This window comes from Hymenobacter taeanensis (assembly GCF_013137895.1).
GTDB classification, from domain to species: Bacteria; Bacteroidota; Bacteroidia; order Cytophagales; family Hymenobacteraceae; genus Hymenobacter; species Hymenobacter taeanensis.
On the sequence record NZ_CP053538.1, the window covers coordinates 247501 to 271624 of the forward strand.

General features: G+C 54.9%; 21 protein-coding genes, 1 tRNA gene and 1 rRNA gene (1 of these 23 cut by a window edge). 10 read left to right on the forward strand and 13 right to left on the reverse strand.

Features of this window, described 5'->3' with window-relative positions:
• From HMJ29_RS01065 to HMJ29_RS01085, 5 genes are all read right to left on the reverse strand, one after another.
• Positions 1–29: ribosomal RNA gene (locus HMJ29_RS01065) — 16S ribosomal RNA — on the reverse strand; it reaches 1486 nt to the left of the window's first position.
• Positions 30–940: 911 nt separating this feature from the next.
• A complete protein-coding gene (locus HMJ29_RS01070; RefSeq protein WP_171589748.1) occupies positions 941–2212 on the reverse strand; it encodes an adenylosuccinate synthase in 1272 nt (423 codons plus the stop codon).
• Positions 2212–2559 carry an STAS domain-containing protein gene (locus HMJ29_RS01075; protein WP_171589749.1) on the reverse strand — a complete coding sequence of 116 codons (348 nt, stop codon included), beginning with the start codon at positions 2557–2559 and terminating at the stop codon, positions 2212–2214. The genes HMJ29_RS01070 and HMJ29_RS01075 overlap by 1 nt, the downstream gene beginning before the upstream one ends.
• The gene (locus HMJ29_RS01080; RefSeq protein ID WP_135432516.1) at positions 2556–3047 is read right to left on the reverse strand and encodes a Fur family transcriptional regulator; all 492 of its coding nucleotides are present in this window, start codon (positions 3045–3047) and stop codon (positions 2556–2558) included. Before HMJ29_RS01080 ends, HMJ29_RS01075 begins: the two co-directional genes overlap by 4 nt.
• A gap of 154 nt (positions 3048–3201) precedes the next feature.
• Positions 3202–5421 carry a RelA/SpoT family protein gene (locus tag HMJ29_RS01085; protein ID WP_171589750.1) on the reverse strand — a complete coding sequence of 740 codons (2220 nt, stop codon included), beginning with the start codon at positions 5419–5421 and terminating at the stop codon, positions 3202–3204.
• A gap of 244 nt (positions 5422–5665) precedes the next feature.
• On the opposite strand from HMJ29_RS01085, the gene HMJ29_RS01090 reads away from it, so the two are divergent.
• From HMJ29_RS01090 to clpX, 4 genes are all read left to right on the forward strand, one after another.
• Positions 5666–5747, forward strand: a tRNA-Leu gene (locus HMJ29_RS01090).
• A 125-nt stretch (positions 5748–5872) separates the two neighbouring features.
• A complete protein-coding gene (tig, locus tag HMJ29_RS01095) occupies positions 5873–7201 on the forward strand; it encodes a trigger factor (RefSeq protein WP_171589751.1) in 1329 nt (442 codons plus the stop codon).
• 112 nt (positions 7202–7313) lie between these two features.
• Entirely contained in the window at positions 7314–8021 is a 708-nt protein-coding gene (locus HMJ29_RS01100; protein ID WP_135531719.1) for a ClpP family protease, read from the forward strand.
• A 199-nt stretch (positions 8022–8220) separates the two neighbouring features.
• Entirely contained in the window at positions 8221–9444 is a 1224-nt protein-coding gene (gene clpX / locus HMJ29_RS01105) for an ATP-dependent Clp protease ATP-binding subunit ClpX (RefSeq protein WP_171589752.1), read from the forward strand.
• A 438-nt stretch (positions 9445–9882) separates the two neighbouring features.
• Here clpX and lpxB read toward each other — a convergent pair whose 3' ends face one another.
• The 4 genes from lpxB to HMJ29_RS01125 all read right to left on the reverse strand — a co-directional run bounded on the left by lpxB (position 9883) and on the right by HMJ29_RS01125 (position 13581).
• Positions 9883–11001: a lipid-A-disaccharide synthase gene (lpxB, locus tag HMJ29_RS01110; RefSeq protein WP_171589753.1), complete on the reverse strand. Its 1119-nt coding sequence runs from the start codon at positions 10999–11001 to the stop codon at positions 9883–9885.
• Positions 11002–11129: 128 nt separating this feature from the next.
• The gene (locus HMJ29_RS01115) at positions 11130–11549 is read right to left on the reverse strand and encodes a 6-pyruvoyl trahydropterin synthase family protein (protein ID WP_171589754.1); all 420 of its coding nucleotides are present in this window, start codon (positions 11547–11549) and stop codon (positions 11130–11132) included.
• A 97-nt stretch (positions 11550–11646) separates the two neighbouring features.
• Positions 11647–12648 carry a FecCD family ABC transporter permease gene (locus HMJ29_RS01120; protein ID WP_171589755.1) on the reverse strand — a complete coding sequence of 334 codons (1002 nt, stop codon included), beginning with the start codon at positions 12646–12648 and terminating at the stop codon, positions 11647–11649.
• A 9-nt stretch (positions 12649–12657) separates the two neighbouring features.
• Positions 12658–13581: an ABC transporter substrate-binding protein gene (locus HMJ29_RS01125; RefSeq protein WP_171589756.1), complete on the reverse strand. Its 924-nt coding sequence runs from the start codon at positions 13579–13581 to the stop codon at positions 12658–12660.
• A 167-nt stretch (positions 13582–13748) separates the two neighbouring features.
• Here HMJ29_RS01125 and rfaD point away from each other — a divergent pair, with 167 nt between their 5' ends.
• Together rfaD and HMJ29_RS01135 are read left to right on the forward strand one after the other, a co-directional pair.
• Entirely contained in the window at positions 13749–14714 is a 966-nt protein-coding gene (gene rfaD, locus HMJ29_RS01130; RefSeq protein WP_171589757.1) for an ADP-glyceromanno-heptose 6-epimerase, read from the forward strand.
• A 434-nt stretch (positions 14715–15148) separates the two neighbouring features.
• Positions 15149–16477 carry an FAD/NAD(P)-binding protein gene (locus tag HMJ29_RS01135; RefSeq protein WP_244678683.1) on the forward strand — a complete coding sequence of 443 codons (1329 nt, stop codon included), beginning with the start codon at positions 15149–15151 and terminating at the stop codon, positions 16475–16477.
• Positions 16478–16594: 117 nt separating this feature from the next.
• On the opposite strand, the gene HMJ29_RS01140 is transcribed toward HMJ29_RS01135, so the two are convergent.
• The 3 genes from HMJ29_RS01140 to HMJ29_RS01150 all read right to left on the reverse strand — a co-directional run bounded on the left by HMJ29_RS01140 (position 16595) and on the right by HMJ29_RS01150 (position 18542).
• The gene (locus HMJ29_RS01140) at positions 16595–16876 is read right to left on the reverse strand and encodes a hypothetical protein (protein ID WP_171589759.1); all 282 of its coding nucleotides are present in this window, start codon (positions 16874–16876) and stop codon (positions 16595–16597) included.
• A gap of 131 nt (positions 16877–17007) precedes the next feature.
• Complete coding sequence (locus tag HMJ29_RS01145; RefSeq protein WP_171589760.1) at positions 17008–18015, reverse strand: zinc-binding dehydrogenase; 1008 nt, start codon at positions 18013–18015, stop codon at positions 17008–17010.
• 122 nt (positions 18016–18137) lie between these two features.
• Positions 18138–18542 (reverse strand): thiol-disulfide oxidoreductase DCC family protein, encoded by a 405-nt coding sequence (locus HMJ29_RS01150; protein WP_171589761.1) that lies wholly within the window; start codon positions 18540–18542, stop codon positions 18138–18140.
• A gap of 618 nt (positions 18543–19160) precedes the next feature.
• Here HMJ29_RS01150 and HMJ29_RS01155 point away from each other — a divergent pair.
• The 4 genes from HMJ29_RS01155 (at position 19161) to HMJ29_RS01170 (ending at position 23298) form a co-directional block, all read left to right on the forward strand.
• A complete protein-coding gene (locus tag HMJ29_RS01155; RefSeq protein ID WP_171589762.1) occupies positions 19161–19595 on the forward strand; it encodes a hypothetical protein in 435 nt (144 codons plus the stop codon).
• Between the two features lie 110 nt (positions 19596–19705).
• Entirely contained in the window at positions 19706–21223 is a 1518-nt protein-coding gene (locus HMJ29_RS01160) for an HTTM domain-containing protein (protein WP_244678684.1), read from the forward strand.
• A gap of 73 nt (positions 21224–21296) precedes the next feature.
• Positions 21297–22289 carry an MBL fold metallo-hydrolase gene (locus HMJ29_RS01165; RefSeq protein ID WP_171589763.1) on the forward strand — a complete coding sequence of 331 codons (993 nt, stop codon included), beginning with the start codon at positions 21297–21299 and terminating at the stop codon, positions 22287–22289.
• A 124-nt stretch (positions 22290–22413) separates the two neighbouring features.
• Positions 22414–23298 carry an RES family NAD+ phosphorylase gene (locus HMJ29_RS01170; protein WP_171589764.1) on the forward strand — a complete coding sequence of 295 codons (885 nt, stop codon included), beginning with the start codon at positions 22414–22416 and terminating at the stop codon, positions 23296–23298.
• A 28-nt stretch (positions 23299–23326) separates the two neighbouring features.
• Here HMJ29_RS01170 and HMJ29_RS01175 read toward each other — a convergent pair whose 3' ends face one another.
• Complete coding sequence (locus HMJ29_RS01175) at positions 23327–24082, reverse strand: Dph6-related ATP pyrophosphatase (protein ID WP_244678685.1); 756 nt, start codon at positions 24080–24082, stop codon at positions 23327–23329.
• Positions 24083–24124: the final 42 nt, after the last annotated feature.

Sequence of the window (24124 nt, forward strand, 5' to 3'; positions counted from 1 at the left end):
TCCTGAGCCAGGATCAAACTCTCCATTGTATAAATTACTTAGCACCTGCCGAAGCAGGGCCGATGTCGAGTGCCATCTCCGACTCGTTGTTTGACGAGCTGTATGTGTATTCGTTTCTTCTCTACGCTTATGAGTCCTTATTATTGACCCCGTGTTTCCACTGGGTCAACACCCATATTGTCTTTCCAATCATTCAAAGAACGTCTGCCCCTTCCTATTGAAGAAGCGTCGTGACTACCCTATTAGTAGTCGGTGGCTTTCACTGGCCGGCGCTTCCAAGCGAAGCGGGTGGCAAAGGTACTCACTCTATTTTATTTGGCCAAATGCTGAAGTAAAAAAACTTTCGCACTTTTCGGTTGACTCAGGCGCTTCCGGTTGAAGCGGACTGCAAAGATACGCTGCTCTTTTCCTTCTTTCCAACTCCGAAAGCAAAAAAATCTTTTCGCTTTCTTCGTTTCCCGCGTCCTAGACCACTTTCGTGAGCTAAGCGGGGTGCAAAGGTAACAGGAGTTTCTGAACTAGCAAGCAAGCGAAGAAAAACTTTTTTCGACTCGACTGCCGGGGCGCTTCCAGCTGAAGCGGGCTGCAAAGGTAGGCCGAGTCTCTCCGCTTTTCCTAGCGCTTACCGCAACTTTCTTTTCGCCCTGTCCGTAGCCCGCCTCCGTCCGATTTGGGTGGGCAAAAGTCCGGGTTCTGCTTCGCTTTTGCAAGCCTGGCGGAAAAACTTTCAGGAGGTTTAGTGAAAGGCTACCCCCCTGTCTCCCCCCGTTGGCTGTGGCATAACTACTTACCTCTGTCGGTTGGTTCAAATAAGACGGAAGATTCTTTAAAAGTTATTTGTGTAGGACCCTTATGCCTCCTCAAGCTATGCTCTTGCGCAGTATACAAAAGCAACGAGCAGCCTTTTGGGCTGCTCGTTGAGAGGAATAGTTAGGGCAACTTAGTTTAAGTGTAAGGTGCTAACTCGGTCTGGGCCTACACTAACAATGCTAACGGGCACTTCTAAGTGTTGCTCTAAGAACTGCACGTAGCTTTTTAGCTCAGCGGGTAATGCCTGAGGATCGGTAACAGCTTGTAGGTCGGTGCGCCAACCGGGTAAGCTTGTGTATATAGGAGTCAGGTTCTCCAAGTCTCCATGGTCGGGCAGATGATCGGTTTCCTGACCGTCGGCGGTGCGATAGTGTGTGCAGATCTGGATTTCGTCAAACCCATCCAGCACATCAGCCTTCATCAAGTGAATTTCCGTCACGCCGTTTAGCATGATGCTATAACGAAGAGCGGGCAAATCGATCCAGCCACAACGACGTGGACGGCCCGTGGTAGAACCAAACTCTCGGCCAGCCTGGCGGATCTGCTCCCCCACTTCATTTAGAAGTTCGGTTGGGAATGGGCCGCTGCCTACGCGGGTGCAATAGGCTTTGCTGATACCATATACCTTTTCAATATGCTTAGGCGCAATACCTAGGCCAGTACAGGCACCGGCTACAATAGTGCTGGAAGACGTGACATAGGGATAGGTACCGAAGTCAATGTCCAACATAGAGCCCTGTGCCCCTTCGGCCAGAACATTTTTGCCTTGCTTCAGCAAATCGTTTAGTAGATACTCCGTGTCGGTGAGCTGCAGGGTGCGCAGGAACTCGACGGCAGAGAAGAAATCGGCTTCGAACTCCGCTATTTCCAGCTCTTTCCCGTGGAATTGGGCAAGCTGAGTATGACGAGCTACGGCCTCCTGATAACGCTCCTGAAAGTCTGGGAGCAGAATATCACCAACACGTAGGCCAGTACGGCCAATTTTGTCTTGGTAAGTTGGGCCAATACCTTTTAAGGTAGATCCAATTTTGCTGCCACCACGAGCTTCTTCGTTGATCCGGTCAAGGGCGCGGTGCGAAGGCAGAATCAGCTGGGCTTTACGAGAAACATAGAGATTCTTGGCCCAATCAATGCCACGGTCAGTGAGCTTTTGCAGCTCTTGGCGAAAAACGAAGGGGTCAAGCACCACACCATTACCAACCACATTAATAATGTGCGGATGGAAGATACCCGAAGGAACTTGGTGTAAGACGTGCTTAATGCCGTCGAAGGTGAGCGTATGGCCTGCATTAGGGCCGCCCTGAAAGCGGGCTACTACGTCGTAGGTGGGGGCGAGTACATCAACAATCTTTCCTTTGCCTTCATCACCCCACTGCAATCCAACTAGTACGTCAACGGGCATTAGTTTGCGGCTTTCAACTGTTGAGCGGCCGATGCTTCATCGTCCGCAATGGAAAAAATAGCGTTCAGCTTAGTTAAAGCCAACATTTTACGAGGGTGGTCGGCGGGGTTAATCAACATCATTTCCCCGCCGCGGCTACGGAACTTAGTGAGCAAAGATACCAGTACTCCGATGCCTGTGCTATTGATGTAACGGATTCCGGACAGATCTACTGCGCAGTTGCGGAGCTCATCACCCAAATGCTGATCGACGCTTTGCAGTAACTGCTGCGTATCGGGGCTACCGATTAAGTCGCCGGATAGGCGCACGAAGAGGATACCGTCCTGGACGGTGCTGTCAGTTTTCATTCGGCTAAAGAGCGGGCGGCGGCTTTGGCGCGGCAGTCACCGCACACGCCGTAAAGGTTTAAAGAGTGGTGCAAGATATGGAAGTTGAGTAACTCCCCTACCATGGTCTGGATTCCGTGGATACGCGGATCACAAAACTCTACGACTTTGTGACACTCCGTGCAGATAACATGATCGTGCTGGCGATAACCGTAGCTCTTCTCATATTGCGCCAGGTTACGGCCAAATTGGTGCTTACTTACCAGGCCATGTTCTACGAGCAAGTCAAGCGTATTGTAGACTGTAGCGCGGCTAACCTGCAGACCCTGCTCCTTCATGCCAGCAAAGAGCTCTTCTACATCAAAGTGCCCGGTGCGGGAGTAAATTTCTTCGAGGATGGCATAACGCTCCGAGGTTTTGCGCAGCCCTTTATTCTCGAGGTAAGCAGTGAATATCTTCTTTACCTCTGCGTATTTCTCTTGATCGAGATGCTTCTCCGTTGTGGGCATTTTTACGGCCTTATATATAAGGAGCTAAAACAGCAGAAAACCGTGGTAAGTTTTCGAGCAGGTTCTGCTTCATATACTGAAACATCCTTATCCTTACTTATCCCTTTCCAATGTGCTTGTGCTGTTTTATACTCTCGGTTTTGATTTAGACTTTTTATGACCTGGCAGAGGAATCAAAGCGCTCTACCTGCAGTACTCCATTCACTTTAGACAAGCGCTGAATCATTTTATTCAGGTGGTCAGTATCATTTACGAAAACCATAATCTGCCCCTCAAACATACCATCATTGGAGTCGATGGTAATAGAGCGCATATTGACCTTGAGGCTGTTACTGATGATGCGAGTTACGTCGTTTACTAGGCCTACCCGGTCAGAACCTTTGATGCGGATACCTGCTAAGAAAGCCAACTCCAACTGCTCCGTCCACTTAGCGCGCACGATGCGGTTGCCGTAGTTCGACATCATCTGCACGGCTTTAGGGCAAGAGGTTCGGTGAATAACAATGCCCTCCTCCGTTTCAAAGCCAAACACATCATCGCCGGGGATAGGGTTACAGCAGGGCGCAATGGTGTAGTCGAACTTATCGGTCTGCTCCCCTATTACCAGCATATTGGCGCTGAGGCCGCGGATCTTCTGCACCTCATGATCGAACGCTTTAGGCTCGAGCATAGATGGCGAGCGGGGAACTTCAATGGCGGGGTCAAACAGATCAGTCTTTATATCCCGGCCGTCAATCTGGCCGATAGCAAGCCGGTAGAAGAACTCCTGTGCATTTCGCGTATTGAAGTGCGCCAGCAGGCGGTTGAGGTTATCGGGCGTGTATTCAATACCCAGCAGCTCCAGGCGCTTCTCTACTAAGAAGCGGCCATCTTCCGCCTTCGACTTTTTATCATCGCGGAGCCACTCCTTGATTTTGCTCCGAGCTTTAGAGGTGATTACGTACTGCAGCCACTCCTCAGTAGGCCGCTGCTTCTGCGACGTCAGGATTTCCACTTGGTCGCCGTTGCGCAGTTCGTAGCTCAGGGGCTGCAGCTTCTGGTTTACTTTGGCCCCGAGGCAGCGTAGGCCTATATGCGTATGAATCTCGAAGGCAAAGTCGAGAGCCGTGGCTTTATCAGGCAGGATAACGAGCTTGCCTTTGGGGGTGAAGGCATATACTTCCTTCACGAATAGGTTCTGGCGGAACTCGTCCATGAACTCCAGGGCGCTGGAGTTATTGGTTTCGAGCATCTCCCGCACCTTATTAATCCACGCTTCCAGTGTTGACTCAGGCTGAATGGCACCGGAGTCTTTGTACTTCCAGTGCGCGGCGTAACCTTTCTCCGCAATATCATCCATGCGGCGGCTGCGGATCTGCACCTCTACCCATTGGCCCGAGCGTGACATAACTGTGGTGTGCAACGACTCATACCCATTGGCTTTGGGCGTGCTCACCCAATCGCGCAGGCGGTCGGGGTTCGGTTGATAGAAGTCCGTAACAATGGAGTACACTTGCCAGCATGCGGCTTTTTCCTGCTCCTGGGGCACATCTAGGATTACCCGAATAGCAAACAGGTCATACACTTCATCGAAGGTGATGTTCTGCTTGCGCATCTTCTTCAGGATGGAATAGATGCTCTTGGGACGGCCTTTGATTTCGTAGCCAAAGCCCTGGGCCTTCAGTTCGTCGTCGATGGGCAGCACGAACTCTTTGATGAAGCGGTTACGGGCGCTACGGCTCTGACGCACCCGGTTTACTAGCTCATTATAAACTTCGGTGTCAGTGTACTTAAGGTATAGATCTTCCAGCTCGGTTTTGATGGCGTACAGGCCTAGGCGGTGGGCCAGCGGAGCGTAGAGGTAAATAGTTTCTGAAGCAATCTTGAGCTGCTTATGGCGCGGCATCGAGTCGAGCGTCCGCATGTTGTGCAGGCGGTCGGCGAGCTTGATGAGGATAACGCGCACATCTTCCGAGAGCGTGAGCAGCATCTTGCGGAAGTTCTCAGCTTGCTCAGAGGTGCCATATTCGAATACGCCCGAGATTTTGGTGAGGCCATCGACGATGCGAGCCACTTTATTACCGAACTCGCGCTCTACATCAGCTATTTCCCAAGGCGTGTCCTCTACCACGTCGTGCAGCAGGGCAGCCACAATGCTGGTGGTGCCTAGGCCTATTTCTTCCACCACAATCTGCGCTACGGCCAGTGGGTGCAAGATGTAGGGCTCACCCGACTTGCGGCGCATTTCTTTGTGCGCTTCCAGGGATGTATTGAAGGCCTTTTTAATAAGCTTCGCATCGCCTTCCTTCAGATAAGGCTTAGCGGTGCGGAGCAGGCGGCGGTAGTGGCGCAGAATTTCCTGGCGCTCTACTTCGGGGTCGATGACGGTAGGCATGGTACGCGGGCGGCGCTGGAGACGCCGGAGTAATGATTGCTAAGGTACGGCACGGAGCCCAAGCGTTGGGCAGGGCCGATCAGGAATTTACGCAAGGATATGTAGGCTTCTACAAGCTTAACACTCGGCCAGGCCTGTTAGTGCAGCTAACCAGAGCACAGATTATTTCTTTTAATGAAGAGCGCGTTTGTTTTTAAAAAACCCTTGTGTAGTTTTGCGGCCCCGAGGCAGTTGGCTTCCGGACGCGGATGTGGCGAAATTGGTAGACGTGCCAGACTTAGGATCTGGTGCCGCAAGGCGTGTGGGTTCGAGTCCCTCCATCCGCACTTATCTTTTTGGTTTTTTCTAAAAACCGCTTCTAAACCCTCAACCCACCCGTTGGGGGTTTATTTTTTATCCGGGTTTTGGCCCGCATTCACACCCACGTAGTACCCTTAACCGACAACCCGTTTTGGACATTACCCTCGACAAAAAAGACGACCAGCTGAGTGCCATCCTGACAGTAAACCTTACGGAGGCTGACTACGCTCCCACCGTGGAGTCGAAGCTGAAGGAATACAGCAAAAAGGCGCAGATCAAAGGGTTCCGCCCGGGCAAAGTGCCAGTTACGCTGGTACGCAAAATGTACGGCAAGGGCATCCTGGTAGAAGAAATCAATGGCCTGCTGAGCAAGTCAGTTGATGACTATATCAAGGAAAACGACCTCAAGATCCTTGGTGAGCCCATTCCGGTTCCTACCGATGTTGATTTCGACACCCAGAAAGACTACTCGTTCCAGTTTGAGCTAGGCCTGCTGCCCGATTTCGAGCTGCCCGCCGACCAGGCTGTTACGGTTGACCGCCATAAGGTAGACCTAGACGAAAACACGCTGAAGGAAACTTACGAGCAGCTGGAGCGTCAGTTTGGTGAGTCGATTGAGCCTGAAACGGCTGAGGCCACTGACTACATCTCGGGCAAGCTGCTAAAAGCTGGCGAAGAGGGTGATGGCCGCGTAGTACTGCTTCCTCTGAACAAGGTGAAGAACGGCGTTGACAAGTTTGTGGGCGTGAAAGTGGGTGATTCGGTAACGTTTGACCTGAAAGACGCTTTCGACGGCGACGCTACGGCTATTTCCAGCTTCTCGGGCATGAGCAAAGAAGAGGCTGACACGGTTGAGGGCGAGTACACGCTGTCGATTGAGAAAATCCAGCGCTCTACTCCTGCTGAGTTCAACCAGGAGCTGTTTGACAAAGTATTCGGCAAGGACATCGTAACCTCGAAAGAAGACTTCGACGAGAAGGTTCGCTCGACGGTACAGGAGAACTACGACCGGGAGGCTGACAACTTGGTAAACCGCCAGATCATCGACAAGATGCTGGAAAGCACCACGATTGAGGTGCCGAAAGAGTTCTTCAAAAAATGGCTGGTACGTGCTAACCAGGGCAAGCTGACTCCGGAGCAGGTTGAAGAACACTACGAAGACTACGAGAAGGAGCTGAAGTGGTCGATGATCCGCAACAAAGTGGTGGAAGCCAACGACTTGAAAGTTTCGAACGAAGAAATCGTTGACCGCACGATGCAGAAGATTCTAGGCCAGTTCAACATGGAGATGACCCCTGAGCTGGAAGAATCGGTGCGTGGCTTTGCTGACAATTTCCTGCGTCAGGAGAACGGCAAAAACTACGTAAACGAGTATGAAGCCATTCTGGCAGAAAAAGTGCTGGAAAACCTGCGCGGCAAAGTTGTTGTTAATGACAACGCGATTACGGCCGAGGACTTCCGCAATCAGAATGCTGGCTAAGCGCTAACATTTTCGGTTTTCGAACCAACAAAAAAGCCCTTACTTGCCGTATGGGCTTTTTTGTTGCCTATACTTTTTCGTCTGACACATTTTATCTCCCACTTTTTCTGCCATGCTGAATAAAGAAGAGTTCCGCAAATTTGCCGTGAAAGGCCAAGGCCTGAGTGGCCTAGGTGTGGATCAATACATTCAACACGTAGAGGGCCAGACCCGCAACGGTCTGATCATGCCTACGGGTATGACCCGCTCGGTAATTGAGGAGCGCCCCACGCGTTTCGCTGAGATTGACGTTTTCTCGCGCCTGATCATGGACCGCATTGTGTTCCTGGGCACGGCCGTGGACGACTACATTGCTAATATCCTGACGGCGCAGATGCTGTTCCTGGAGTCGGTGGACGCCAAGAAGGACATCCTGCTCTACATCAACTCGCCCGGTGGCTCAGTGTACGCTGGCCTGGGCATTTACGACACCATGCAGTACGTGAACCCCGACGTGGCTACGATTTGCACTGGCCTAGCGGCCTCGATGGGCGCCGTACTGCTGGCGGGTGGTGCCAAAGACAAGCGCTCGGCCCTCCCCCACGCTCGCGTGATGATTCACCAGCCCTCGGGTGGTGCGCAGGGTCAGTCTTCGGATATCGAAATCACGGCTCGTGAGATTCTGAAACTGAAGAAGGAATTGTACGATATCCTCGCGGAGCACACTGGCAAAACCTACCAGGAAATCCACGACAACTCGGACCGCGACTACTGGATGCGTGCCGACGAGGCCAAGGAGTACGGTCTCATTGACGAGGTTCTGGAAAAGAAGAAGGCGTAACTCAACGCTACGCGCCAGGCTGGGACAAGCTCCGCCTGACTGCTTACTCTGAAAAAGCCCGCTAGAGCGGGCTTTTTCTTTTTAGTAGAGGCTAATCATGTTGGCACTTTTTTAACGGTGCGCGGCGTTGGCCTTTTCGTACCTTTGAGGTAGGTTAGCGAAAGCTACCGCTTCTATCCTTATCCAGAGTCCCCTCGACATGGCAGATATTACGTGCTCCTTCTGCGGCAAGAACAAAAAAGACGTCACGGTTATGATTTCCGGTATCAACGCCCACATCTGTGAGCGTTGCGTGGGACAGGCCCAGCAGATTCTAAACGAGGAGAATAAGATTCGAGCCAACTCCAAGGCCCCGAAGTTTAACCTCGTGAAGCCGCGCGAGATGAAAGAGTACCTCGATCAGTACGTGGTAGGCCAGGATGAGGCGAAGAAGGTAATGTCGGTGGCGGTGTACAACCACTACAAGCGCCTCATGCAGAAGCCCCAGAAAGATGATGTGGTGATTGAAAAATCGAACATCATTATGGTAGGTGAGACGGGTACAGGCAAGACTTTCCTGACCAAGATGCTGGCTAACATTCTGCAGGTGCCTTTCTGTATTGCCGATGCCACCGTGCTGACGGAAGCCGGCTACGTGGGCGAGGACGTGGAAAGCATCCTGACCCGCCTGCTGCAAGCCGCCGACTACAACGTGGAAGCGGCAGAGCGCGGCATTGTGTACATCGATGAGATTGACAAGATTGCCCGCAAGAGCGACAACCCCAGCATTACGCGCGACGTGAGCGGCGAGGGCGTGCAGCAGGCCATGCTGAAGCTGCTGGAAGGCACTACGGTGAACGTGCCTCCGCACGGCGGCCGCAAGCACCCCGAGCAGAAGATGATTACGGTGAATACGGAGAACATCCTGTTTATCTGCGGCGGTGCCTTCGTGGGCATTGAGCGCATCATCAAGAACAGACTGAACACGAAGCCTATCGGCTTTGCCAAAACGCAGCTGGAGGAGAAAGTAGACACGCAGAACTTCCTGCGTTACGTAACGGCTCAGGACCTGAAAGCTTTTGGCCTGATTCCGGAATTGATTGGCCGCCTGCCGGTGCTTACCCACCTCAACCCTCTTGACCACGCTACCCTGCGCAAAATCCTAACGGAGCCCAAGAACTCCATCGTGAAGCAGTACCAGCGCCTGTTCGATATGGAAGGCATTCAGCTTTCCTTCTCCGAGGGCGCTCTGGAATACATCGTGCTAAAAGCGGATGAGTACCGCCTTGGGGCACGTGGCCTACGCAGCATCTGTGAAGGCATCATGACCGACGCCATGTTTGATATGCCTTCGGAGGAAGGCGTGAAAGAGCTGGTGATTGATGAGGATTACGCCCGGAGTAAGTTCGAGCAAACTGCCATGAAGCAGTTGCGCGCGGCATAAATACCTTGTTATCAAACTATAAAAGCAGAAGGGAGAAGGCTAATAGCCTTCTCCCTTCTGCTTTTATGATAAGCACTCAATGCTTTCAAGGGCACTGATTCAAGAATGTTGTGTCGCGAATCGTATAAATAATTCCTCTTTTGGTCTGAGTATATATCCCCCTAACTCGCACATAGTCACTGTCACATGCTCCACCTATTATAACATAGAAGGATGCTGAATCTCCTAAAGCAAGCTGATCATCAGAAAATTTTATTTCTTTCCTTCTTATCTCTCCTATTCGTGACACCAAAGTTGTATCACTGCTTAGTCTATCTTCAATGTCGAATAAAAAGGCAGGAGTGATTAAATACATCCTAGCAAATCCTGCTGCTACTCCAATAACCAATAGAGTAACGAAAAACCAAGACAGAAGCTTATCTACGCTTTTGAAACGGCCTACGATACCCATTCCTTCAAATACTTCACCATCAACTTTGCTGCTTTCTCGGCTGACTTTTGGTGGCCTAGCTTCTCGCGAAGCTCGGCGTAGCCGGCTTTCTGCTGGGCAATGCAAGCGTCATCGGTCAGAACCTTCTTGAGTTCGGGGACGAGGTTGCGGGCAGTGAAGTCGCCTTGAATTAGCTCCTTTACCACCTCTTTGCCAGCAATGAGGTTTACAAGCGAAATGTAGGGCACTTTGATGACCGCCTTGCCGATGGCATATGACACGGCGCTGGTGCGGTAGCACACTACCTGAGGCACATCAAACAAAGCCGTTTCCAGTGTGGCAGTACCGCTGGTGACGAGGGCCGCGGAGGCGTGAGCCAGCAGGTCGAAGGTCTGGTCGAAGACGATGCGGACGTTGTTGCGCTCGAAGTTGGAGTAATAGTTCCGGTCGAGGTTATCGACGCCGGCCACGATGAACTGGTAGTCGAGGAAGGGCGGCAGGATGGCTACCATCTCGTAGAGCATCTCCTCAATTTCCTGCTTGCGCGAGCCGGGCAGTACGGCAATAATTTGCCGCATTGGGTCAAGGTTATTGCGTGTGTAGAAGTCTTCGGATTTCTGGTGTTCTGCTACGGCATCAGCGGTTGGGTTACCGATGTAGTCTACTTTGTAATCAAAGCGCTGGTAGAATTCCTCTTCGAAGGGCAGAATTACGAACATCCTGTCCACTACCTGCTTCACCTGATGTACCCGGCCCTGGTTCCAAGCCCAGATTTTGGGCGAGATGTAATAGAACACCTTAATGCCATTGGCCTTGGCAAACTTGGCAATGCGCATGTTGAAGCCGGCGTAGTCTACCAGAATCACTACATCGGGGCGGTAGGCCAGTAGATCTTTCTGGCACTCCTTGAGGTAGCCCCGGAGTTTGAGGATGCTGGTAGCGGCTTCCCAGAAGCCCATGATGGCCATTTCCTGGTAGTGGTGCACCAGCTCACCGCCGGCGGCCTGCATCATGTCGCCACCCCAGCACCGGAACTCGGCTTGCGAGTCCTGCTCTTTCAAGGAGCGCATGAGGTTGGCGGCGTGGAAGTCGCCGGACCGTTCGCCAGCTATCAGGTAATATTTCATGGTTGAATCTGTAAGCAGAAACGGGCCAGCAGAGTTGACGTGCCGTCTGTCGTTCCGACGCAGTTTGCTAGTGAATTACCCCAGATTCCTCCTGCGTCGGAATGACAGGGCTAGTTTTCTTCTATACCTTATTCCTCGCCGAAGTACTCCACAAAGTTGCGAGGCGTTTCGTAGAGCTTGATGCTGTGCAACCGGGCGGGTGAAATGCTTTCGATTTCGGGCTGGAGTATTTTCCAGAAAGCAATTACCAGGTTTTCGGTGCTGGCCAGCTGCCCTTGCATGAAGGGCACATCCATGTTCAGGTTCTTATGGTCTACCTGATCTACCACGTGGGTACGGATGACGGTGCTGAGCTGCTTCAGATCGATGACAAAACCGGTTTCGGGGTCGGGTTTGCCTTTGACGGTGACGATGAGGTCGTAGTTATGGCCGTGCCAGTTGGCATTGGCGCAGGGGCCGAAGACTTCGCGGTTGCGCTCCTCACTCCAGTTAGGATTGTAGAGCTTGTGGGCCGCGTTGAAGTGTTCCTGTCGGCTGATGTAAACCATTGATTGGGGTCTTGGGGTCTGAGGGGCTTGGGGTCTTGGCTTGGGTTGCTGACTGTTACTCGTTGAATGTCAGCCAGGACCTTAAGTCGCCAAGGCCCTAAGACCCTTGTTTTCGCAGCAAATATACGAAGAACGGTACGCCGAACAGGGCCGTAACCAAGCCAACGGGTAACCCGGCGGGAGGATAGAGCAGCCGGGCCAGCAGGTCGCAGAGCAGCAGGAAATTTCCTCCAATAAGGGCGCAGAGCAGCAAGTTGGCCCGGCCCGTAACTCCCAATGCCCAACGCGTGAGGTGGGGCACCATCAGCCCTACAAACCCGATAGGCCCACACAAGGCTACCACACACCCAGTTAGCAGGGATGCCGTGAGGAGTAAAATCCAGCGGGTGCGGGCCACATGTACCCCCAGAGCCTGTGCCCGCTCCTCCCCTAGCAACAAGATATTTAAGTCTTTTTGCACGGCCGCAAACACAACCAGGCCAGTCAGGAGGGCTAACCCAGGGTACGGCAGCACGCTCCAGCTGGCTTTCTCGAACCCGCCCATGGCCCAGAAAGTGATGGTGCGCAATTTTTCCTGGGAGCTGGCCAAAAACGTGAGCAGGCCACCTAACGCCGTCATGAGGGAACCGATGGCAATGCCCGCCAGCAGCATTTGGGCCGGAATAAGCTGCCCACGCCGCGTTCCGAGCACTACTACCACCAGAGTAGTACTCAGCGCCCCAAGTAGGGCCGCAACCGGTGGCAGATAAATACCCGCAACTACCAAGCTAGGAGCAAAGGCAAACGTAAGAATAGCCCCCAGCGCCCCACCCGAGGCCGTACCCAGCAGGTAAGGATCGGCCATGGGATTGTTTACCATGGCCTGCATGAGGTAGCCGCTGAAGGCCAGGCCACCTCCGGCCAGCAGCGCCAGCAGCAGCCGCGGCAACCGCAGCTCCACCAACACCAACTGGGCGGGGTCTTGGGGGTTGTAATGCAGCAGGGCGCGCGTGATGAGGGCGTAATCCGTTTCATAGCTACCCACCCGCAGGCCTACCGCCAGCAGCAGCATAGTTAGCAACAGGCTGGCAACAATCCAGGGGAGAGCGGAGCGCTTCATGGGCGCTGCTTATTGAGGAAGTGGCCTAGCTGCACCTTGCGCAAGAAGGCGCTGCAGCTCCCGCACCGACTCAACGGTGCGCGGCCCCGGGCGCTCCATCAGGTTTCCTGTTACGGGATACACCTGCCGGGTTTGGTATGCCCGGATGCGGCGCAGCTCAGGATAGCTCTTAAAAAAGGTGCTATCGAGCTTACCAAAGCGCCCCCCAATCAGTACATCAGGGTTCAGCTTTAAAATGTATTCCCGGGTGAGAGCCGGGTAAGGCTGGGCAAACTTCTCGGTTACGGCATTCTGGCCGCCGGCTAGTCTGATTTTATCCGTGAACAGCGTGTTCTGCCCGTACACATAAATGGGGTCTTGCCAGGTAATGGCCAGCACCCGCGGGGCCGGGCCGGTAACAGGAGGTAATTGGCGCAGCTCCTGCTGCAAGGAGTCTGTGAGCTGGCGGGCGGCCTCTTCACGGCCTAGCAAGTGGCCTAGGTCGCGCATGCCCCGGAAAACGTCCTTCACGGTTTCATACTGCTGAAAATACACGGGAATACCGAGTTGCTCCAGGCGGGCGGCATCGTCGGGGGAGGTTATGCCGCTGACGGTAAACACCACATCGGGGTGCAGGGCCACCAGGCGCTCCAGATCGAGGGGGTAGCTGCTGACTACTGGCTTGTGCACTATGGCAGCCGGGTAATTACATACCTGGGTGCGGGCAATGATAGTGCTGGTATCAGCAATGGCGTACAGCATCTCCGTCATGGACGGGGCCAGGGCCATTATCCGGCGCGGGTGAGCCGGGATGGTAACCAAGCGGCCCACATCATCTTTGACCTGTTGCGGAGCCTCACTGGCTGCGGTTTGCGCAGCACGGGAGCTTGTATCAGGCCGACAGGAAACAGCTAGGCCTAGCAGTAGAAAGGAGAATAGCCGAAAAGAAATCATCGGGGCAAATGTAGCAGACGGCGCCGCAGGAAATAATAAGCCCCACTTGCGTAACGTAAACATCCCGGGCCTAGGCCTGTCGTTGTACGTATACTTCTCTCCTGCACGAAACCCTGAGGGCGAGCCTTACGCTACATCTCGCTACTTTTGAGCAAAATCTCCGCCTTATGATAGTTGTTACTGGAGCGGCCGGCTTTATTGCCAGCTGCCTTGTCACCCGCCTTAATGCCGCCAACTTCAACGATATCGTGGTGGTGGATAATTTCAACGAGGAGCGCAAACTCGCCAACCTGAAAGGCAAGCACCTGCGCGAGTATGTTGATCGGGAAACGTTTTTTGAGTGGCTCGATGCCAACCACGAGCAGGTAGAGTTCATCTTCCACCTGGGGGCCCGCACTGATACCACGGAGCAAAACCGCGACATTCTGAACGTACTCAATTTCGAGTACTCCAAGAAGATGTGGCAGGCCTGCTGTCAGTATCAACTGCCATTGGTGTACGCGTCGTCGGCGGCTACGTACGGCTCCGGCACGCTCGGCTACTCCGATGAGGATGCCCTGCTCCCACTACTCCGCCCGCTTAACCCCTATGGCGACTCTAAGAACGACTTTGATAATTGGGCTGTCAATCAAACGGAAAAGCCGTTTTTCTGGGCGGGCCTGAAGTTCTTCAACGTATACGGCCCTAACGAGTACCACAAGGGCCGCATGGCTTCCGTTATTCTGCACGCGTTCCGGCAGATTCAGGAAACCGGCTCCATGACCTTGTTCCGCTCGCACAACCCTGAGTATGCCGACGGGGAGCAGAAGCGCGACTTTGTGTACGTGAAGGACGTGGTAGAAGTATGCTATTTCCTGATGCATAACCGCCAGCACTCGGGCATTTACAACCTGGGCACCGGCGAAGCGCGAACTTTCCTGGATCTAACACTGAACACCTTCGCGGCCCTCGACCGCACCGCTGATATTCATTTCCGTGACACACCCGAAGACATCCGGGACACTTACCAATACTTTACGCAGGCTGAGATGCAGAAACTGCGCAGCATTGGCTACGACCGGCCCTTCACGCGCCTGGAGGATGGTATCAATGACTACGTGCGCAATTACCTGGTAACTGGCAATTACTACTAACGGCCAACAGAAGACGAGTAGCCCCCATCGTAATGCCCCGTGGAGCTTGTTTCTGGCTATTGCCAGCAAGCAGCTCGGGGCATTACGGTGGGGGCTACCGGGCTTTTATGATAAAGTCATTTCTGGGGAGCTCCCGCAATCATGCATAACTCAAGGTGGGCGGATGGTTAAGCAGTTAACCATTCGTACGTTTAAGCCAGTGAGCCACGTGCTTGCCAGGAGGCAGCTAACCTAGTAGAGCACACCCTGGTGGAAATGTTCATCAAAATATAATATTCCATCAATATTACAGACTACAAAGGTTCCTGCTTTATTTGAGGAGCGTTAAGCTTTTGGCGCGTTCTAAACCTGATTAGGTGCAAAGACAGGTAATAACCATTGTAGGAGGCGGATTTTCAGGTTCAATGCTAGCCGTACAGTTAGCCCGCTTGCCTATGATGGTACGCTACACCTGCGACGTACACTTAGTGGAACCGCGGTTGGCGCCGGGGCCTGGCCTGGCGTACACCGCCCGCCGGCCCGAGTATCTGATGAATGTGCAGAGCCAGTACCTGAGTGCTTTTCCTGATCAGCCTGACCACTTCCGGCATTGGCTGCGCACCAACCGGAATCCCGACTGCGAACTAGATTTTTGCTCCCGGCAGAGCTACGGCCGTTACCTGCAGCAACTTATCGGGCAGGTGCTGGAGTGGCCTTCGTCAAACGGCATCCGGTGTTTCTGGCACGCACAGGCGGCAGTAGCAGCGGAGATTAACGCTGACCAGCAGACTGGCCTAGTGCGCCTGGCAGATGGTACCACACTCACAAGCAATTATATAATACTGGCGCTGGGTAATTTCCCGCCACTAAAATCGGCCTTTGCGCCGGCCCTGCCGGCTCTCCCTGGCTATCATCATAACCCCTGGGAGCAAGGCGTGCTTCACACTATTGGGTTAGATGAGACGGTGCTCTTGCTTGGCTCTGGCTTAACGGCCATTGATGTGCTCCTGGGCCTGCGGGCCGATGGACACCGCGGAAAGATAACGATTGTATCGGGGCACGGGCGCTGGCCGATGGTACACCAGCAGTATCAGGAGCCTTACCCCAGCTTTTACGCTACTGAACTGGCAGGCTTAACCAGGGTAGCAGCTGTTATGCAGGTTATTCGGCGGCACGTGGGGATGGCGGCAGAAGCCGGCACCGACTGGCGGGCCGTTATTGATTCTCTACGCCCCCATCTGGGCCTGATATGGGCCGCCTGGCCGCCGGAGGAGCAAGCCCGGTTTCTGCGCCATGTAGCGGGCTATTGGTCGGTGATACGGCACCGCAGCCCGCCGCAGAATGCCGAAGTGGTGGCCAGTATGCTGGCCGACGGCGTCCTGCAAGAAGAGACAGGCCGGGTCCGGGGGCTGGCAGCGGGTGGCGAAGGCGTTCTGGTAACCGTGCAACAGGCCAGGCAACCACACCGACAGCTCACGGCCGCTCACGTAATAAACTGCACTGGTCCACTGCTGGACTATAGCCGCATTTCAGACAGCTTTGTGCAGAGTTTACGCGACGCGGGCCAATTGTGCCCGGATGCGCTACGGCTCGGAATTAAAACCGATGAGCACGGCGCGCTTCTTAGCAGCACCGGGAGCGTGTCCCCCATTCTATTTACGCTTGGCCCTAGCCGGCGCCCGGCGTATTATGAATCTACAGCGGTGCCCGAGCTGCGGGAGCAAGCTGCCAAGCTGGCCAAGGAGCTTGGCCAGCGCCTGGTAGCTACTGCTACTGCCATTTAAAGTATAACCCGGCTCACACAGAAACACAGTTAACTTGAAAAGTTACGTATCCCTTAACAGAACCAGGCCCCTCCTGCATGCAGGAGGGGCCTGGTTCTGTTAAGGGATACCACGAGCTTAGGCGGCCATATCAGGATAAAGCGGCCAAACAGGCGTTTCGTCAGCATCGGGGGCATCCAAGATTGGCGTGGCAGCCGGGTAGGTTATCTGGTTTTGGGTTGCATGACGGCGCAAGGCGCGCATGAGTAAGTATTTGTACTTCTCCGCATCAGCCAAAGCAGCCTCAACGGCTTGTACGGCATCGTGGTAGGCCACTACGGGTACCGATTCTGCCGCTTCACCCGTTGGGTAGGTAAGTTCGAAAACCGGGCAATTCAGGTATTCAGCAGGTGCTTTCATATCAGGAGAAGTAGAGAGTCAGTGGCACATAATTCTGTCAGTTATAGAACAGCAGCCTGGGTAGTAACATTCCTTCTCTTGCCATTTTTTCTTGGCTTTTTCCAAGCGCAAGCATCGCCTCAACAGTTTATTTATGAGGCTTTTATTTGCAACACCAATTTACCAAACTGTAGGCCGTTAGCCATGCGGCTCATAGCGGCTTCTCCATCAGCAAATGGCAGTACTTCATCTACGACCGGCACTATCTGATGCTGCTCAAAGAGACTAACCATTGCGGCGAAGTCCTGCTCAGTACCCATAGTAGAGCCTAGTATAGACAGCTGCTTCCAGAATATCTTGGCTGGAGGCACATCCTGCATGGCACCGGCCGTACCTCCATAAAACACGATGCGGCCACCAGGAGCAGCGGCATCCAGCAATTCAGAGAAGCCGGGCCCTACGGCGCTATCAATTATTACCTGGAATGCTCCGCCCGCTTGCTTCGTTAGCTCAGAGGCCCACTTTTCGGTTTTGTAGCTGATACCACCTTTAGCCCCCAGGCCTATGGCTCTGCTTATTTTCTCCTGAGAGCCTGACGTTACCCATACCTCAGCGCCAATGGCCACTGCCATTTGCAGAGCCAGCAGGGCCACACCACCGCCAATGCCCGTAATGAGTACCCGCTCGCCGGGCTGTAAGCCCGCGCGCGTAAAGGCGGCCCGGTACGCGGTTACCCCTCCTAAGGGCAAGGCAGCGGCCTGTTCAAACGAAAGGTAGGTGGGCTTAGCCTGCACATAGCGGGCTGGTACGCTCACGTACTCCGCAAACGTGCCCTGATGCGGGAGGCCCAGAATGGTAAACTCACGGGCTTGCGCGGCGGGATTATTGCCCCAGTTGTGGCCGGGGTTGATAACCACTGCCTGTCCCTGCAACTCAGCGGGGGCCCCCTCTCCTACTGCTGTCACTATACCAGCCCCATCGGAACCCAGAATACTGGGAAATTTCAGGCCTGCGTACTGCCCCTTCTGAATCCAGACGTCGCGGTGATTAAGGGCGGCGGCGTAAAGTTGCACCAATACCTCGCCGGGACCAGGTGTGGGGGTGGCAACTTCCTGAAGCTGCAGGGGCTGATTGATGCCCTCAAGAACGAGTGCTTGCATAGAGAAAAGCAGAATTAGCTGAGCGGCCAGAGCGGCCAGTAAGTAAAAGCGGGCTTACCGTTAAGCGCCGCTGAAAGTAGCAACAACCCCACCGGGGGCCATTGGTTTGCTCGCGCACCGGGCTAGAGAAAGCGCTGCCGCAAGGCCGGAGTAGGCAACAGGCAAGCTTCCTGCTGTCCAAACCACTGGTACCGGTGCCGGGCTACAAAGCGGTACGCCGCATCGCGCAGTGGCCTAGGCAGCACGCGAGCTATGTACAACCACCGCCAAGCGCCGCTTAGGTGCCGCATAATGCGCAGTACGGCCGAAGAATATGCGTAGGCCTGTCCTCCCTCTAGCAGCACCACTGTTTCGGGGGTAATGGCGGGCTGCAGGCCGTGCTGCCTTAGTAGTGCCTGGCCTACCTCTGACTGCAACGAAGCAAACTGAAAATACTGGTTTTTATCGCGGCCAATAACGAACTGGACGAAGCCATGGCAGAGGTTACACACGCCATCAAACAAAATAATAGCCGAAGCACCAGACATAAACGCTGTATACTGAGAAAAGAAATCAGCCCTTATACGAGCCGGAAGGCAAGAAGTAGCAACGGCAAATTTGAAGGCTTGCGGTGCAATTGCTACAGTAAAGTAGTGCCAGTTGAAGGGCCATTGACTGTTGCAGGATACTACTCCATTGGCACCGTTTGGTACACAAACATAGAGAAACTGATACCACTGGAATGTAGAGCCCGTTTGCATATGCTTTGCTCGTAACCGACCCGAAGAGGTAACTGATAGCAACAGGTTAAGCTCCCGGATTTATACGTAGTTGCACTGTTATTATTGATCTAAAAAACCGTATTTATTCAGGATATTTTTCGAAAATAACCAAGCTCTGTACCCGTATAGCCATAAAGCATCCCGATCCGTTTAAGTCTTTCTGAGTTATGAAGTGCTTGTTTACCGATTACCGCCATTCTGTGTACTTGACCTGCCGCTGAAGAGCACCTGCAGCTACAGATTCTACCACGCACTCCGCTGCTGGCTGCGCCACCCGCGTTGCTGGTTACAGCCCAGCCTCTTTGGTCGGGCTGTATTGCTTGTAGTACCTGTTCTTATCCACCACAGGCCAGCCAACTTATGGCTTGTTAACTTCTTCTGATTATGAATTCGAAACGCATGTACGTAATGCTGGCACTACTGGGCACCACCCTCACTGTAGGAGCTTGCAGCAGCAACAATCAAGGCGAAAACGCGGCCACGGCCGACGGTAGCACCTCCGATACCATGTCTACCTCTGGTAACTCAAACGTGAACAGTGAGATGATGGAAAATGATGGGGGTGGCGATACTGGCGGCGCTAATGGTAGCAGCAAGTCGGGGGCTAGCACGGGCAGCACGGCTGGCGTAGGCGATGCCGCCGGCAACGGTAACCCCACCAGCGGCTCCAGCTCTACGGCAGGTGGCTCTACCACCATGGGCACTACCGGTGGGGCGGCTACCACTACGGGCTCAGGCGGTACCACGGGCAGCACGAGCGGCAGCTCCGTTTCCGGCGGAACCACTTCAGGCACAACCAGTGGCACCACTACCCGTTAAGGCAATTCTGAAGGTACCCATTGGATAGCTCAGAAGGCGGAATGGCCGACCATGAGTAGTGGTAGCGCCTTTCCGCCTTTTTGTTTTTACTTACGCCCACCTGGCACGGCATGCTCCGGTTTCTCACGTTCCTTCGTCGTCCATTCGTTGTTGATCTGAGGGCCCTGGCCCTTTTGCGCGCTGCCGTAGCAGCGGTGGTTCTGCTTGACTTGGGGATCCGCAGCACCGATCTGGAGGCCTTTTACTCCAACATGGGCGTGCTGCCGCTTTCGGTGCTGTATGAGCATTTGTGGAACCCCTACGTTTTCTCATTGCACACCAGCAGTGGCCTCTGGCAGGTGGAGGCGGTGCTTTTCTTACTGGCGGCAGTAGCGGCTGTTGCCCTTCTGCTGGGCTATAAAACCAGGGTTGCCACTTTCATCTCGTGGCTGCTGCTGGTGTCTTTGCAAAACCGGAACCCCTTGATTCTGCAGGGCGGCGACGACCTTCTCCGGATGCTGCTGTTTTGGGGCTTCTTCCTGCCCTGGGGCCGGGTATATTCCCTCGATGCGCGCAAGCGCCCAGCTCCCGCCCAGCTTAGCTACTTCAGTGCCGCTACAGTGGCCTACATTGTGCAAATCTGCCTGGTGTATTGGTGCACAGCCTTGCTGAAAAGCAGCCCCGAGTGGAGCCGCGATGGAACTGCGCTGTATTACGCCCTGAGCCTTGACCAGGTGCTACTGCCCGGCGGACGGCTGATTTACCCATACCCAGAGCTGCTGCGGTTCCTGACGCTCGCTACCTACCGGCTGGAGTTGCTGTTGCCCTTTGTGCTCTTTATCCCGGTGGCAGTGCCGTGGTGGCGGATGCTGTTTGTGTTTGTGATGTATGGCTTTCACCTCGGCATCAGCCTAACGCTGTTCGTAGGCCTGTTTTTCCTCATCAATATGGCGTCGGTGTTGGGTCTGTTGCCGGCTTCGGCCATGGATTGGCTGGAGAAACACATAGTGCCGCGGGCACAGCAGCTGGGGCCCCGGGTGGCAACTCGGCTGGCACCGCTGCAGCCCCGCCTGGCCACCTGGCGGCAAGCAGTGCAGGTGCGCATACATACCTCGTGGGCAGTATCGGAGGGGTTGCGCAGGTGGCTGCGCACGCTGCGCGAGGGGCTGGTAGCTGGCCTGCTCGTGTACATATGCTGGTGGAACCTCGACTCAATTGTAACACCCCAATGGATGATGAAAGCCCCCTTGCGCTGGATTGGGTTCCTGACTCGGGTAGATCAGCACTGGGGCATGTTTGCGCCTTCGGTATTCAAAGATGACGGCTGGTACATTCTGGATGGCACCACCAAAGATGGCCGCCACGTAGACCTTAACCGCCATGGTGCGGCACTCACCTATGCCAAGCCGGCCTCGGTGGTGTCCCTATTCAAAAATGACCGGTGGCGCAAGTACTCTGAAAACTACTTGTTCGTAGACAACAGCTACATGCGGCCTTACTACTGCAACTATCTGCTACGCATTTGGCACGAGAACCCGGCTAATCCGCCGCTGCAGCAGCTCGACGTCATCTACATGAAAGAAGTATCGCAACCCGATTACAAAGTTCCCCCGCCCAAGCCCGAGCTACTCTGTGGCTGCGCGCCATAGCCTCTAGTTGCCCTGTTTGCCCTGCCTCTGAAAACTTACTCAGCTCTCTTTTCTCACCTAACCCCGTTATCTAATGACTAACCACGCAAACCGCGCCAACACCCCCACCCGGTTCTATGTAGAGCCAGGTGTTTGGGGGCTGCGCAATGTATTTGTAAACCTGTTTTACGTGCGCAACCCCGATGTTCCTACGGACCCGTGGGTGCTGGTAGATGCCGGCCTGCCGGGCTCGGGGCCCAAGATTCACCACCATGCGCAGGAACTCTTTGGGGCCGATAACCCGCCGGCAGCCATTTTGCTCACCCACGGCCACTTTGATCATGTGGGTGGCCTACACTACCTGCTTGAGCAGTGGCCTGACGTGCCCGTGTACGCGCACCCGCTGGAGCTGCCTTACCTAACGGGGCTCTCAGCTTACCCACCCCCAGACCCCACCGTGGGCGGCGGCGCCATGGCAGCCATGTCCTTCTTATACCCCAAAAGCCCCCTCGACCTCGGTGCCCGGGTGAAGGCCTTGCCGGATGATGGCTCGGTACCGTTTCTCGCGGGCTGGCGTTGGGTGTTCACGCCGGGCCACGCCCCGGGTCACGTGTCGTTTTTCCGGGACGCAGACAAAATGCTACTGGCTGGTGATGCCTTCGTGACCACCAAGCAGGAGTCGGCGCTGGCGGTATGGGTGCAGAAGCAGGAGGTACACGGGCCGCCCATGTACTTCACCCCCGACTGGGAGCTGGCCCGGCAATCAGTGGAGCGGCTGGCGGGGCTGATGCCGCGAGTAGCCGCCACTGGCCACGGTATTCCGATGCGCGGTGAAGAACTCAGCCGCCAACTGACCGACCTGGTTGAAAACTTTGAGAAAAAGGCCGTGCCGCTGCATGGGCGCTACGTAGGCCACCCCGCCCGTACCGATGAGCGAGGCGTGCAGTCAGTACCGCCCGCGGTGGCCCCACACATTCCGCTCTGGCTACTGGGGGCCGGCCTGGCGTTGGTAGGCGGCCTGCTATGGGCCAACCACCGAAACCAGCAGGACGAGGCAGATTACTATGACGAGGAAGAGTATGAGTAACCGCCAGTAGCTGCACGCTGATTGTCGCACGCTTGCTACTGCATTCACACCCTGCTTTCACCGCGCGGAGGCTCTGCAGTGCCTTACGCAGCCTCCGTGCGGTTAGAGTATGTTCCCTTTCTATATGGCTTCCACTCCCTCCAGCCCACCCACTGGGGCCCAGCCACTCAACCGCCAGCTGGCCTCCCTGCGCCACCTAGACCTGCGCAAGCATTCCATTGATGAGCTGGCTGAGCGCGTGCGGCAGCTACTGCAAGGGCAAACTATGCGCTGCTTAACTTTTGCGCCGGGCCTGGTTGTGTACCGCGGCATCGTTACCAAACAACGTCCCCGCTATGTGCATGATGTATCGTACCCACCGGCAGAGCGAGTAGTACACGACCAACGGGCCAACCGGGAGGGCACCCCCATGTTTTACTGCAGCGCCACCTGGCACCCGCCGTTTTTTGAGGCCGGCGTAGTACCCGGCGACCATATTGTAATCAGTCGTTGGCAAACAAAAAAGCCTCTGAGCATTGTCAGCTTTGGCTATGCCGATGTGTGCGTAGACGACCCACACACTGACCGCGACCAAGCCTTACGCTGGGCCCTGCAACAGCTCCCGGATGACGCCCGGGCTTTGGCGCAGTTCCTGACGGGTGCCTTTACGCGCACGGTGCACGATGATAACGCTCATCATTACCGACTCTCAATTGCCATTGCTGAAGCTTGCCAGCTGGGCACTGCCTTTGATGGGCTCCTGTACCCCTCGGCGGCCATGCCCAGCCCAGCTCATAACCTGGCCCTCCATCCTTCCTGCCTCGACGAGGACAAGCTCACCCTACAATATGTAGAGCAGCTGCGCGTAAACCGGATTGAGACGGAAACCATTGACGTCTGCTCCATCAATATTGCGCGCGAAAGCAACGAAACCGGCCAGCTGGAGTGGATGGAACGCCCCGGCAACTGGGTGCTGCGCGAAGGCGCTACCTGCTCAGACTTGTGCTACCAGAATGGCCAGTGGCAGTAAGCTTTCTCCACTCTAAATACCTGCTACACTAGGCCAGGTGCAGGTCACAGTACCAGAAACCCGCCGCAACTGGGTCAGGTGGTGCGGTGGTATCTGTAGTGGGTGGGCAGGTGCTTTGGCTGCTGGCAGGGGCCTGATAGGTACGGTGCACCAGCTCGCCGCGCTCAAACGGAATAGGGCTGCTGAAGTAAGGAGCGTCAAACACAAAGCTGTGATACTCCCCATTTTCGCCGCAGGAGTCTACGCCCGCGGGCAAGTCGCGCAGGAACTCCTCGTTGAGGAGGCGGCCGCAGAAGCTTTGGTCGAGGTACCGGTCGTTTACGCACACCACTATCGCCCGGAAACCCAGTCCCAGGTAGTCGCGCAGCAATTCTTCGTTAGGCCTCTGCCAGAGCGGAAATACTGCCTGCATGCCCACGCGAGCCAGCTGCTGCTCCCGGTACTGACGTAAATCGTCGAGGTAAATATCTCCGAATACGGAATGAGTTATGCCCTGCGCCCGCAACGGGGCCAGGGCCGCCTGCATTTGTGCCTCGTAGGTGCTCATGTCGGGCATTTCGGGGAGCAGGAGCTGGGTGAGCGGCAGGCCAATGCGCTGGGCCTGCGCTTCCAGCAGCTGCACGCGCACCCCATGCATAGACACCCGTTGATACTGCGCGTTTACGCTGGTTAACAACGCGTTGAGCTGCAACTCAGGGTTGCGCAAGGCGTGGTAGAGCGCCAGGGCGGAATCTTTGCCACCGCTCCAGTTCATGAGGGCCGGGGCCGGTACTTGTGAATGCATACGCAATAGTACAACGGCCGCCCGGAGTTATCCGTGTAACTG

Excerpts from the sequence above, each read along its gene's own strand:
- HMJ29_RS01085 (WP_171589750.1), bottom strand. The coding sequence starts at position 5,421 with ATGCCTACCGTCATCGACCCCGAAGTAGAGCGCCAGGAAATTCTGCGC.
- HMJ29_RS01070 (WP_171589748.1), bottom strand. The coding sequence starts at position 2,212 with ATGCCCGTTGACGTACTAGTTGGATTGCAGTGGGGTGATGAAGGCAAA.
- HMJ29_RS01080 (WP_135432516.1), bottom strand. The coding sequence starts at position 3,047 with ATGCCCACAACGGAGAAGCATCTCGATCAAGAGAAATACGCAGAGGTA.
- HMJ29_RS01100 (WP_135531719.1), top strand. The coding sequence starts at position 7,314 with ATGCTGAATAAAGAAGAGTTCCGCAAATTTGCCGTGAAAGGCCAAGGC.
- HMJ29_RS01170 (WP_171589764.1), top strand. The coding sequence starts at position 22,414 with ATGGCTTCCACTCCCTCCAGCCCACCCACTGGGGCCCAGCCACTCAAC.
- HMJ29_RS01160 (WP_244678684.1), top strand. The coding sequence starts at position 19,706 with ATGCTCCGGTTTCTCACGTTCCTTCGTCGTCCATTCGTTGTTGATCTG.
- HMJ29_RS01150 (WP_171589761.1), bottom strand. The coding sequence starts at position 18,542 with ATGTCTGGTGCTTCGGCTATTATTTTGTTTGATGGCGTGTGTAACCTC.
- HMJ29_RS01120 (WP_171589755.1), bottom strand. The coding sequence starts at position 12,648 with ATGAAGCGCTCCGCTCTCCCCTGGATTGTTGCCAGCCTGTTGCTAACT.
- HMJ29_RS01135 (WP_244678683.1), top strand. The coding sequence starts at position 15,149 with ATGATGGTACGCTACACCTGCGACGTACACTTAGTGGAACCGCGGTTG.
- HMJ29_RS01125 (WP_171589756.1), bottom strand. The coding sequence starts at position 13,581 with ATGATTTCTTTTCGGCTATTCTCCTTTCTACTGCTAGGCCTAGCTGTT.
- HMJ29_RS01165 (WP_171589763.1), top strand. The coding sequence starts at position 21,297 with ATGACTAACCACGCAAACCGCGCCAACACCCCCACCCGGTTCTATGTA.
- clpX (WP_171589752.1), top strand. The coding sequence starts at position 8,221 with ATGGCAGATATTACGTGCTCCTTCTGCGGCAAGAACAAAAAAGACGTC.
- lpxB (WP_171589753.1), bottom strand. The coding sequence starts at position 11,001 with ATGAAATATTACCTGATAGCTGGCGAACGGTCCGGCGACTTCCACGCC.
- HMJ29_RS01155 (WP_171589762.1), top strand. The coding sequence starts at position 19,161 with ATGAATTCGAAACGCATGTACGTAATGCTGGCACTACTGGGCACCACC.
- HMJ29_RS01175 (WP_244678685.1), bottom strand. The coding sequence starts at position 24,082 with ATGCATTCACAAGTACCGGCCCCGGCCCTCATGAACTGGAGCGGTGGC.
- rfaD (WP_171589757.1), top strand. The coding sequence starts at position 13,749 with ATGATAGTTGTTACTGGAGCGGCCGGCTTTATTGCCAGCTGCCTTGTC.
- HMJ29_RS01145 (WP_171589760.1), bottom strand. The coding sequence starts at position 18,015 with ATGCAAGCACTCGTTCTTGAGGGCATCAATCAGCCCCTGCAGCTTCAG.
- HMJ29_RS01075 (WP_171589749.1), bottom strand. The coding sequence starts at position 2,559 with ATGAAAACTGACAGCACCGTCCAGGACGGTATCCTCTTCGTGCGCCTA.
- HMJ29_RS01115 (WP_171589754.1), bottom strand. The coding sequence starts at position 11,549 with ATGGTTTACATCAGCCGACAGGAACACTTCAACGCGGCCCACAAGCTC.
- HMJ29_RS01140 (WP_171589759.1), bottom strand. The coding sequence starts at position 16,876 with ATGAAAGCACCTGCTGAATACCTGAATTGCCCGGTTTTCGAACTTACC.